Here is an 11463-nt window from a genome sequence, read left to right as displayed (position 1 = left end):
CCGCACAGGGGGAACGCTAATAGACCACTAACAATTCAAGGAAAGGCCAAAGCCCCAAGAACACGGCCAAACAAGCGCCGCCGAAGGCAAAGACCATAGCTATTTCCTGGCAGCCAGATCCACCTCCAACCCCCCATCCCCCCCCATCCTCACAGTCCCCTTAGAAACATCCCTCCTATACCCATAAAGATCAAACCTCATAACCCCAGGATTAGAACTATCCCGAATAAAAGTTCTGGCATTCGTGACCAACGAATTGAACATCTTCACATCCCCAGACTCGATCCAGACAAAACTCTTCGCCGCCCCAACAGGCGGCCTAGCAGCAACAACGGATGCATCCCGCTTGAACTTCAACACCAACCCCTCATCAGTCACCGTCGCACTAGCCAGCCGCCCCTGCAAAACGGGCGGCGGAAACACGGTGTACTGATCGAACACCAGTTCGTTACCCTTCAACGCCACACCCTTGCGCGTAAACGGCGTCAACGACGCCAACGGAATATCCAGCGCCCGCAGCAACCCCGCCTGCGGCACGCCCAACACCTTCACCGAGGTCGGCTCATAGACAAGATGCCGCTCATCCTTAGCCACGATCGTGCCGCTCATCGTCGTCGGCAACCACACGCCAGGAAAGTGATTCCACAACTTGATGCCACCCGTCACTTCCAACTTGCCGTCCACCGGCTTCAGCTGCAAATCGTTCAGCGAACGCGGCTCATAGTCGAGCAGATAGTCGTTGAACAACGCCGCCATCGCGGGCCACGGCTCGACCACTTCGCCGCCAATGATGCGAATGTCGTACTGGTCCGGATCGTCGAGGTCGACCGGTTGGCCCGGCTTCTTCGGCACCATCTGTGCATCCAGCGATCGCACATGAAAACCGATTCGACCCGATACGTAAAAGTCCACATTCTCGACGTGAATCAACGGCGCAGGTCCGGACGAGTGTCGCTCGTCGCTGATCGCGGAGCCAGGCGTCGCCATGCTCTGACCGGCAAATGCCGCCCGCGTGCCGACCGGGATCGCGCGCGCAACCGACGCCGTCCGCAACGTCTGCGGCACGTGCTGCCAGACCTGGCGGGCCTGCGCGAGCGACGCCTGCTGCGCGCGAATGAAACTGTCGTTAAAGCGTGCGCTCGCGCTGCCCATTTGCGTCGGCGCATCTTTCGACGCGCTGGCTAGCGTCGGATATGACGGCAAGTGCACGTCCAGTGCGCCCGCTTCGTCGAAGGTGAAGTAGCCCGCCGCCATCTGGTCGCGGTAGTGATACAGGTCGAGCACGAAGGGTGCGTTCGTATCAAGCGGGGTTAGCGCCATGTCGATGTTCATCGGCATCGAACGCATGAACTTCACGTCGCCGCCCTGCACCAGCATGCCGCGCGGTGGCATCGTCGCGGGCCAGTCGATCTTCGACACCGTGCGGTCGTCGAGCGTGAAGCGCACACCTGCGGCACTGATGCTGATCTGCGTGATGGTCATGCGCAACGCGGGCGGCGGCGTGAGTTTGGCCACCTGCATCACGACGTCGTCGCCGTCGAGACGCGCGATCGGTGTGTCCACTTTCAACAGGTCGGCCATCTTCACGTGCGCGGCCTGCATCAGCTTGTCGGCGCCGACGCCGGCCACTTCGACGTGATCGGCATGGAACACGAGGTCGTCGGCGTTGCGCATCGACAGCGAACCGATCAGCACGATCGGCACCCACGTGTCGCGATGCATTTCGCCCGTGATGCGCAAAGTGCCGCCGTCTTGCGGCACTACTCGCATATTGCGCAACGGCGAGCCCTGGTACTGGAACAGATAGCGATTGAAGATCGCGGTGAGCTTGGCGCTGTCGAGCGTCACATCGCCGCGGTGAACATTGATCGTCACGCTGGTCGGATCGTCGAACACGATCGGCTGGCCGGCGCGCGCCGGAGTCAGCGTCGCCGCCATGTCGTGAATCATGAAGCCGATGTCCCCAGTCACGCGAAAGTCGACGTCGCGCGCGAACATCAACGAGCCGTCGATGCCGGAATCGCGCAGCGTCAGCGGACGGTTGCGCTTCTCGGTCATGCCGCTCGCGGCCGGCACGCGTGCGGCGACGCGCTGTTCGGCAACAAGCTGTTTGGCCTTGGCGAGTTCGAGCGAGGGGCGCGATGCGGAGGCAGGTTGATCGGTGCTCGCAACGGCGGTGCCGCTCGAAGCAGTAGCGACGCCGTTCGTGGCGTTAGCGGTGGGTCCCGGAGCATCCAGTTGAGATTTTGCCGTCAACAGGCTGTCGTTGTTGCTCGCAGCGTTCGCTGCCGCGCTCGTTTGTGTCGACGGTGCTGACGCCGCATCGCCGGTCGTGGAACTCGCGTCGGCGCACGCGGACATCAGCAGTGCAGCCGTCACCAGCGCGGCACCGGCGCCAGCTCGCGTGCGCCACGTTTCTGCGAGCGGCGAGCGCGCCACGCGACGCGACAGCATTCTTTGAAGCGGTCGCAGCGCGGGTTCCGCCTGCACGCCATCCGCCGATGTTTCGCCCAATGCGCCTGTCTGTTTCATGATGTCTCCTCCTGAGGCCGCGGCGCGTCTTGTGCGCGTCCGGCACGGCATGGTCGGTCGCACATACGTCGGCTTTAAACACCGTGCCGCCGTTGCGCGCCTTTGACCTGATTGTCTTGATTTGTCAGCGCGCTGCCGACAAGATTTCTGGAGGACGCTCACCAAACGATCAAGCGTTTGAATCGCTACGACAAGTCACGGGAAAGCCCCACGCATCAGGCTTGAGCGCGCTGTACGCAAACGGGATTCAAACGGCATTCAGGACGCGATTTGGACGTGGAACGAGGGACGCGTGCATTACACAGCGCATGACGCGCATGTCAGGACAACAAAACGGCCGCAGATTCGAATGCGGCGCCGCAATAAAACTGCAGCGGGATGGCTGCCAGGGATGCTCAGGTTCGGCTTCGCGAAACCGGGCTTGGGCGCCCTTTCGGAACTGTCCTTAAGTGAGCTGCAGTGATGCCGGTGAACTAGCGGCTATGCGCGACTCCGCTACGCATCGCGGCTAACCTACACCGAGCCATTCCTGCATAACGTCCGGCCGCTTCACAAACGACGCGAGCGCATCGTCGAAGACAATTTCGCCATGCCCCATCACCGCAACCCTGCTGGCGATGTCTTGCGCAATGACGAGCCGCTGTTCGATCAGCAGCATCGCCACGCCACGATCGCGCAGCATCCGCAGGCACCGCGCGACTTGCTCCATCACCAGGCTAGCCAGCCCTTCGCCGGGTTCGTCGATGACCAGCAGGTCGGGGTCGCCGAGCAATGCCCGGGCGAGCGTCAGCATCTGTTGCTCGCCGCCCGATAACACGCCGGCGCGCGTGCGCTTTCTCTCGCGCAGGACGGGGAACAGTTCGTACGCGTCGTCAAAGGTGAAGCGCGGGGCACGGCCGCGCGCTTGCGGCGCCACACCGAGTTGCAGATTTTCGTGGACGCTCAGCGTCGGAAAAACGTCGCGATGCTCAGGCACGTACCCGAGTCCCAGGCGAGCGATTTCGAAGGTGCGCAGCCCGCCGAGCGCATGACCGGCAAAACGCAACTCGCCCTCGCTGCGCACGAGGCCCATGATCGCGCGCGCGAGCGTCGAGCGTCCGGAGCCGTTGCGCCCGACCAGCGCCACGACTTCGCCCGCGTCGATCCGCAAGTTGACGCCGTGCAAGGTCTGGCTCGCTCCATACCAGGCGTTCAGCTGTTGAATGTCGAGCAAGGCAGTCATGGGTGGACGCTGTCGCCAAGATACGCGGCGCGCACAACCGCATCCGCGCGAATCGCCGCCGGCGTGCCGGTCGCGATGATCCGGCCTTGTACCAGCACCGAAACGCGGTCGGCAAGGGCAAACACGGCGTCCATGTCGTGCTCGACCATCAGCAGCGTACGGCCTGCAGTGGTCGCGCGAATCAGTTCGATGGCGCGCGCCGCTTCGGCGCGGTTCATCCCCGCAGTCGGCTCGTCGAGCAGCAAGGTGTGCGCGCCGCCTGCAAGCGCAAGGCCGAGGTCGAGCGCGCGTTGCTCGGCATAGCTGAGTGTGCCGGCCTGGATATCTCTGCGCGCACTCAGCCCCACGGCTTCGAGCACCTGCTCGGCGCGCGCATCGACCGTGCGTGAGCCGCTGAAACGCTGCCACCAGCGCGTGCGGTCGCGCTCGGCCAGCATGGCCGCGCAGCGCAGGTTGTCGAATACGCTGAGTCGTGCGAACACGCTGGTGGTCTGAAAGCTGCGCGCGAGGCCCCGGCGCGTGATGGCGGCAGGCGCAAGACGCGTGATCTCCGCGCCGAACAGATCGATGCGCCCGGCGTTCGGGCGCGCGCCGCCGGCAATCAGATTGAATAGCGTCGACTTGCCCGCGCCGTTCGGCCCGATCAATGCATGACGCTCACCGGGCTCGATCGCAAGATCGACACCGCGCAGAATCCGCGTGGCTCCGATGCGCTTTTCGACGCCGTAGACCGCGAGGGCCGGGATCATCGCGCGTCTCCGGTGATCGGCGTGGCGCTGGCGCGCCCGGCAAGACGTGCTTGCGCGCGATGTGCATAGTGCGCGGCAAGTGCGCCTGGCGCGGCCAACATGCACACCACGACGCCGAGCCAGAGATGCGGCGAGGCCGGCTCCAGCGGCACGCCGATAACGCTGAACGCCGCGCCATCGGCAGCGCCGAATTGCACGGCATACGCCCACTGCACCGCGAGCACGACGGCCAGCGTCCATAGCACCGCCGAAGCCGCGCCCCATAGATACGCCTTGCCGCACACGCGCCAACCGTAAGCAGCGACGCGTGCCGTGTGCCGCTGCATGAAGCCCGCCAGTCCATCCGGCGAAGCCACCACGATCACGATAAAGAACAGGCCCAGATAGAACAGCCACGCCCGCGTCACGCTCGCCACCGCGACGCTGAAAAACGTCAGCACGATCGCCCCCGCGACCGGTCCGAAAAACGCACCTGTGCCGCCGATCACCGTCGCGATCAGCACGGCGCCCGAGCGCATCATGCCGACGCTTTCCGTCGACACCAGTTCGACATTGATCAGCCCCAGGGTGCCTGCGATGCCCGCAAAAAAAGCCGACATCACCACCACGCCGTAGCGGATGCGGCGCGGATAGCAGCCGATCGCGGCAGCGCGCGCCGGGTTGTCGCGCACGGCGTTGGCGAGCCGCATGAACGGTGTGCGCGACAACGCGAACATCGCGACGCTCGCTAGCACGCACCACAGCGCGATCAGCGCATAGGCCTCGCGCGCCGGGCCGAAACTCCAGCTTGCGAGCATCGGTCCACTCGCGCGATCGATCGGCACGCCCGCCTCGCCGCCGAACCAGTCGGGCAGCGTCCACGCGGCCGCAGCGACGAGTTCGCCGATGCCGAGCGTGATCATCGCGAAGGCCGTCCCTGCACGCCGCGTCGACACGAAACCGAACAGCACGCCGCACAATGCGCCGCCGATGCCGCCGATCAATGGCAACAGCACCAACGGCGCACCGATGCGATTGAATACTTGCGCCGCGATGAGTGCGCCGAGGCCGGAATAAGCGGCATGACCGAAAGAAAGCAAACCCGTTTCGCCAAGCAGCAAGTTATACGAGAGCGCGAATACGATCATCGTCGCGGTTTGCGCGAGATAGGCGAGGAGCCAGCTTTGCGGCCAGACAAAAGGCGGCACGGCGAGGAACAAAACAAGCGCGAGCCACGGCGCGAATCTGTGCAACATCGAGCGCGGCGTGACTGCCGGCACAGCAAACTTCCCGGGCAGCTCACGCATGATCGTCACGCCGTCCGAATAGTCCACGCGGGCGCAACGCCAGCATCGCGACAAGCAGCAGATAGGGAATCAACGGGGCGAGTTGCGCGAGCGTCAGCGTGTCCCACGCATCCGGCAGCACGCCTCCGAATACTGCTGTCAGGTCGCCCAGCGAAACGTCGCTCGCCACCGCGAAGGTCTGCACGCAACCGACGATCAGCGACGCCGCCAGCGCCCCGCTCAACGAGCCCAGTCCACCGATCACGACCACCACGAAGACGATCGAGCCGAGCGACTCCGCCATCGACGGTTCGATCACGAAGAGCGGCGCGCCGATCACGCCGGCCAGTGCGGCGAGCGCCGTGCCCGCCGCGAACACGCCGGTGAACACGCGCGGCACGTTGTGGCCGAGCGCCTCGACAGCGCTCGCATGCGTGAGCGCGGCGCGTACGATCAACCCAGCCTTCGACACGCGCAACACCGCGTAGAGCACCGCCAGCATCGCCAGCGACACCGCCATCATGAAGGCCCGATAACGTGCAAAAGCGGCGCCGTAGAGGGTGAACAACGGTCCGTCGAGCACGGCCGGAACAGTCGCGCTAAGCGGACTCAAGCCCCAGCCGAGCTTGACCAGCTCACCGAGCAGATACGCGGCGCCGAAAGTCAGCAGCAACTCAGGGAGATGGCCATGCACACGCACGCGGCGCAACAGCCAGCGCTCCAACGCCGCGCCGATCAAGCCGACGATCAGCGGAGCGATTACGAGCGCACTCCAGAAACCCGCATGCGCCGCCACCGAAAAACCGACGTACGCGCCGAGCATGTAGAAGCTCGCGTGCGCGAAATTCAGCACGCCGAGCATGCTGAAAATCAGCGTCAAACCTGCTGACAGCATAAACAGCAGCAGGCCGTAACTGACACCGTTGAGCAGATTGATGACGAACGACTGCACGCGCCTATTCCGCCTGCACAGCGACGGTCAGCGGTTCGAGCGCCGCGCGCAAGTCGGCGGGCAAGCTCACCGGGCGACGCGTGACGCGATCCACATACACGTGCACGAAATGCCCTTGAGCGACGGGTTGATCTTCGCCCGCCTTGAAGAGGCCCACCTCGTAGCGCACGCTCGAGGTGCCGAGGCGCACGACCCGCAAGCCCGCTTCGACGTGTTCGGGAAACACCAGCGGCGCGAAGTAATTGCAATGCGTCTCGACCACGAGGCCGATCGTCGCGCCATGCTCGAAATCGAGCACGCCGGCGCGGATCAAATACTCGTTCACCACCGTGTCGAAGTAGCTGTAATAGACGACATTGTTGACGTGGCCATAGACGTCGTTATCCATCCAGCGCGTGGTGATCGGCAGAAAATGCGGGTAGGCGCTGCGCGTGGCCGGTGCGGGTTTGTTCATCGCTTACTGCCCCGGTCTTTCGACAAACTCGAACGGCAAGCCGCGCCGCCGCATCCATTCGCCGAGCGCCTGACCAGTACCCGCGCGCCATGGACGCAGTTTGGCCGGCTCGACCAGCCGGTATTCAAGCAATTCCGGCGACAGCGCGACCGTGCCGTACGCCTTCACGTGATACGCGATGATCAGTTCGTTTTTGCGGATGAATTCGTACACGCCGATCAATTCGACCGTCTCCGCGTGCAGCGAGGTTTCTTCCAGCACTTCGCGGGCAATGCCCTCTTCCGGCGTCTCGCCGTTTTCCAGAAAGCCGGTGATCAGCGCGAACATGCCTTCCGGCCAGGCGGCGTTGCGTGCGAGCAGAATCTTGCCCTCGTACTCGACGATCGCGGCCACCACCGGCAGCGGATTGTTCCAATGGACGTAGCCGCATTCCGTATCAGGGCAGATCTGGCGGATCCGGCCGCCTTCGTGTTCGGCATCGGCGCGCTCGATCAAAGGCGTAGCGCAGCGCGGACAAAATCGATGTTCGGTCATGGCGAGTGGGTCGTCTCTTATGGTTTCTGTGCAGCGTTGTTCAGTGTTGAATGTCGTGCTGCGGCGGATTCAGCAACTCGTGCGCGATGCTGTTTGTACGCCTCGTTCCTGGTTCCAGCTTCCGGTTCAAGCTCACGATGCCAGGCTGGTCGCACGCGCGGTCATTGCGGTTTCAGGCCAGGCACAAATCGCGTACTTCCGCGGCGAAACGTTCGACGGTTTCCGGCTGCGTATCCCAGGCGCACATCAGCCGGCAACCGCCCGCGCCGATGAACTCGTAAAACTTCCAGCCGCGCGCACGCATTGCCTTGGCGGCCTGCGCCGGCAATTGCGCAAAGACCGCGTTCGATTCTCGCGGAAACATGATGCTCACACCGGGAATTTCCTGCAACCGCGTTTCCAGCAAGGCCGCCATTGCATTCGCATGACGCCCATTGCGCAGCCAGACGTCGTTGTCCAGCAGTCCGAGCCACGGCGCGGAGATGAAGCGCATTTTCGAGGCGAGTTGGCCGGCCTGCTTCAGACGGTAGGCGAAATCGTCGGCGAGCGAGCGGTCGAAGAACACCACGGCTTCACCGACCGGCAAACCGTTCTTGGTCCCGCCGAAGCACAACACGTCGACGCCCGCGCGCCACGTGATCTCGGACGGATGCACGTCGAGCGCCGCGACCGCGTTCGCAAAGCGCGCGCCGTCCATGTGCACTTTCAGATGACGCCGCTTGGCGATCGCCGCGATCGCGCGCACTTCCTCGACGGTGTAGACGGTGCCTACTTCCGTCGATTGGGTCAGCGTGACGACCTTCGGCTTCGGGTAATGAATATCGGCGCGGCGCGTGACGACCGCTTCGATCGCATCCGGCGTGAGCTTGCCGCCGACGCCCGGCGCGGTCAGCAGCTTCGAGCCGCCGGAGAAGAATTCCGGGCCGCCGCATTCATCGGTTTCGATGTGCGCGAGTTCGTGACAGATCACCGAGTGATACGACTGGCACAGCGACGCCAGCGCCAGCGAATTGGCGGCCGTGCCGTTGAACACGAAAAATACTTCGCAATCGGTCTGGAACAGATCCCGCAGACGGTCGCAAACCTGGTTGGTCCAGGAGTCGTCGCCGTAAGCGGGTTCGTGGCCGCTGTTGTTGGCGGCGATCAGCGCGTTGAGCGCTTCGGGACAGATGCCGGCGTAGTTGTCGGACGCGAAATGTTGCATGGCTGGCGACGCGCCCGGCGACGGGCGCGCTGAGATGACGGGAAAGCCGTCATTTTAGTGCGCCGATGAGTTATTTGTTTTTTGGCTAGGCATTTGCCTCGTGGGCGGTTCAGCGGGCCCAAGTGCTCTTCGCAAGGCGGGGGACAAACTTGCCTTGCTGGTGCTAGTGCTTGCGCCTGCGGGATCAGTTAACGCCGAGGAATGCGCCACCTAGGAAGACCGTTAGTTACAGCCGCAATCGGGCATGCGGCCACGGCCTCGCGGCATGTGCGCCACGACGATCAGGCCGACCGCGCCCAACAGCAGCGTCCCCGCCGCCAGCCACAAGGCCGGTGAAAAAGACCCCGTGTGCTCGGCGATCGGCGCGGCCACCAGCGGGCCGACGATCTGGCCGACGCCATAGGCAGCCGTCGCATAACCCATCAGACCGGCCGCTTCGTCGCCAAGCAGACGCCGCGCCTCACGCATCGCGAACAGGGTGATGGCCGTAAATGGCAACCCGATCAGGATGCTGCCGAGCGAGAAACCGGCCGCCGTGGGCCAGACGATGCCGAGCGCAATACCGGCGGCTTGCAGCACATAGCAACCGGCGAGCAGCGTGCGATTGTCCCAATGCACCGGCAGGCGGGCCGCGAGCAGCGCACCGACGATCAGGGCCGCGCCGAACATCGGCCAGAACAGATCGGGCCAGGACGAACCCGGCAGCGCATGGCGCGCGATCACCGGCAGGAACGTCGCGGTGATGATGTAGCCGAAGCCGGGCACGCCGTAGAGCAGGATCAGCCAGAAGGCGTCAGCGCGGTGCCAGGCGTGGTTTGTAGAGGCGCGCTGACCTGCGGGCGAGGCTCGCCGAGTGGCAGTGGTTGCCGGGCCTGTGGCGCGCGTCGCGTCTCCTGGGGCGGTCCGGAACACGGGCCAAACCAGGATCGAAAGCACCGCCCCGATGAGTCCGAAACCGATCCAACCGACCGTCGCGCCATAGCCGCCCGCAGCGCTGACCAGCAGACCCGTTCCGACAATGCCCATGCCCGGGCCCGTATAGATCACCCCTCCCCACCCATGCGCGCCGAGTTCGGCGAGGCGCCGCAAGCCCCACTGCGAGGCGAACACGAAGGTCCAGGCGCTGACCGCGCCGGCGACGAAGCGCACGACGGCCCATACCCAGAATTGGCTTGTTACGCCCATCGCCAGCGTCAGCAGGACCGTCGCGACAAGTCCCACGCGCACCATGCGAGCCGGCTCGACCCGCAGCGCCGCGCAGGTGATCGCGCCGACGAAATAGCCTGCGTAGTTGGCCGATGCGAGCCAGCCGCCGTGCTGGATGTCGATCTGCGGCTGCCCGAGCGCGCTGCCGTGAAGCATCAGCGGCAGGAGCGGCGTGAACGCAAAACGGCCGATACCGAGCACCACGGCCAAGGTAATCATGCAGGCAAGCGCCGCGCGGCGGGCGGCGTGACGTTCGGTAGCGGTGTCTTGCGCGCTGGAAGCGAGATCGATCATGAGCATCACGGATAGTGGAAGCGGGCCGGCAGCTGCCGGTTTGTTGAATCCATATTAGCTTGACCTTTCAATCACGAAAAATGAATAATTAGGATATCAACCATCGCCAGGAGAGAATCGTGGATCTGGCCGCTTTGACCATTTTTCGTGCTGTGGTGCGGGAAAACGGCGTGACGCGCGCCGCTGCCAAGCTCAATCGCGTGCAATCGAACGTCACGACGCGCATCAAGCAACTCGAGGAGCAACTGGGCACCGACCTGTTCATCCGTGACGGGCGGCGCCTTGTTCTGACCCCGGCGGGCGAGACACTGCTGCCCTACGCGGAGCGTTTGCTCGCGCTCGCCGACGAGGCGCGCCATGCCGTGCGCGAAGATCGGCCGAGTGGACGCCTGCGTTTGGGCACGATGGAAAGCGTCGCGGCAACGCGTCTGCCCGGATTGCTCGCGAGTTATCACCAGCGGTGGCCGGATGTCGCACTGGAGCTCGAAACCGGTACGACCGGCAAGCTGATCGAGCGGGTCCGCGAATTCGAGGTGGATGCAGCGCTTGTGGCGACGCCACAGGATCCCGCCGCCCTCGGCGAATTGTTCGAGACGGTGCCGGTTTTTCGCGAAGAGTTGGTGATGCTGTCGCCGCGAGGCCATCGGCCGATTCGCGAAGTACGGGATATTGCTTTATCGACGCTGATCGCGTTCGAACGCGGCTGCGCTTACCGCGCGTATATCGAGAAGTGGTATCTGGAGCATGGCGTGAGGCCGGCTCGCGTTCTGGAGCTCGGTTCGTATCATGCGATCGTGGCTTGTGTCGCCGCCGGCGCGGGGGTGGCCGTGGCGCCGCGATCCGTGCTCAATCTGCAAACGGATGCGAGCAATATCGCGGTTCATGAGCTTCCGGATATTGGTGTGATCGAGACACTGCTCGTCTGGCGACGAGGGCATTTTTCGTCCGCGCTCAATGCGCTGCGGCAAACGCTTGTGTCGGCGGAGGATACGGTGGAGTTGCCTGCCACTACACCGGTAGGCGTTGCTTGAATTTTTACTTGATGCTTTGT

The 11463-nt window shown here is 64.0% G+C and carries 10 protein-coding genes; 1 reads left to right on the top strand and 9 read right to left on the bottom strand.

Annotated elements, in window-relative coordinates; translation table 11 throughout:
- Positions 1–99: 99 nt before the first annotated feature.
- From M0D66_RS07135 to M0D66_RS07095, 9 genes are all read right to left on the bottom strand, one after another.
- Positions 100–2454 carry a hypothetical protein gene (locus M0D66_RS07135; protein WP_266210429.1) on the bottom strand — a complete coding sequence of 785 codons (2355 nt, stop codon included), beginning with the start codon at positions 2452–2454 and terminating at the stop codon, positions 100–102.
- Positions 2455–3040: 586 nt separating this feature from the next.
- Positions 3041–3754, bottom strand: coding sequence for an ABC transporter ATP-binding protein (locus M0D66_RS07130; RefSeq protein WP_266210420.1), 714 nt, complete (start codon positions 3752–3754; stop codon positions 3041–3043).
- A complete protein-coding gene (locus M0D66_RS07125; RefSeq protein ID WP_266210419.1) occupies positions 3751–4503 on the bottom strand; it encodes an ABC transporter ATP-binding protein in 753 nt (250 codons plus the stop codon). The genes M0D66_RS07130 and M0D66_RS07125 overlap by 4 nt, the downstream gene beginning before the upstream one ends.
- Positions 4500–5738, bottom strand: a complete 1239-nt coding sequence (locus M0D66_RS07120) for a branched-chain amino acid ABC transporter permease (RefSeq protein ID WP_244864107.1) — start codon at positions 5736–5738, stop codon at positions 4500–4502. Before M0D66_RS07120 ends, M0D66_RS07125 begins: the two co-directional genes overlap by 4 nt.
- 43 nt (positions 5739–5781) lie before the next feature.
- Complete coding sequence (locus M0D66_RS07115) at positions 5782–6720, bottom strand: branched-chain amino acid ABC transporter permease (protein WP_200652451.1); 939 nt, start codon at positions 6718–6720, stop codon at positions 5782–5784.
- 4 nt (positions 6721–6724) lie between these two features.
- Complete coding sequence (locus M0D66_RS07110; protein ID WP_200652452.1) at positions 6725–7174, bottom strand: thioesterase family protein; 450 nt, start codon at positions 7172–7174, stop codon at positions 6725–6727.
- A gap of 3 nt (positions 7175–7177) precedes the next feature.
- Complete coding sequence (locus M0D66_RS07105) at positions 7178–7708, bottom strand: NUDIX domain-containing protein (protein WP_200618431.1); 531 nt, start codon at positions 7706–7708, stop codon at positions 7178–7180.
- Between the two features lie 172 nt (positions 7709–7880).
- Entirely contained in the window at positions 7881–8912 is a 1032-nt protein-coding gene (locus M0D66_RS07100) for a low specificity L-threonine aldolase (RefSeq protein WP_054036315.1), read from the bottom strand.
- Positions 8913–9134: 222 nt separating this feature from the next.
- Complete coding sequence (locus M0D66_RS07095) at positions 9135–10412, bottom strand: YbfB/YjiJ family MFS transporter (protein WP_266210418.1); 1278 nt, start codon at positions 10410–10412, stop codon at positions 9135–9137.
- A 119-nt stretch (positions 10413–10531) separates the two neighbouring features.
- Between M0D66_RS07095 and M0D66_RS07090 the strand changes: the two genes are divergently transcribed.
- Positions 10532–11443 carry a LysR family transcriptional regulator gene (locus M0D66_RS07090; protein ID WP_200618429.1) on the top strand — a complete coding sequence of 304 codons (912 nt, stop codon included), beginning with the start codon at positions 10532–10534 and terminating at the stop codon, positions 11441–11443.
- Positions 11444–11463: the final 20 nt, after the last annotated feature.

The sequence above is a fragment of the Paraburkholderia sp. SECH2 genome, from assembly GCF_030464795.1.
GTDB classification, from domain to species: Bacteria; Pseudomonadota; Gammaproteobacteria; order Burkholderiales; family Burkholderiaceae; genus Paraburkholderia; species Paraburkholderia aspalathi.
Note: the sequence above shows the minus strand (reverse complement) of the source record. Positions and strands in the feature narration are given on the sequence as shown.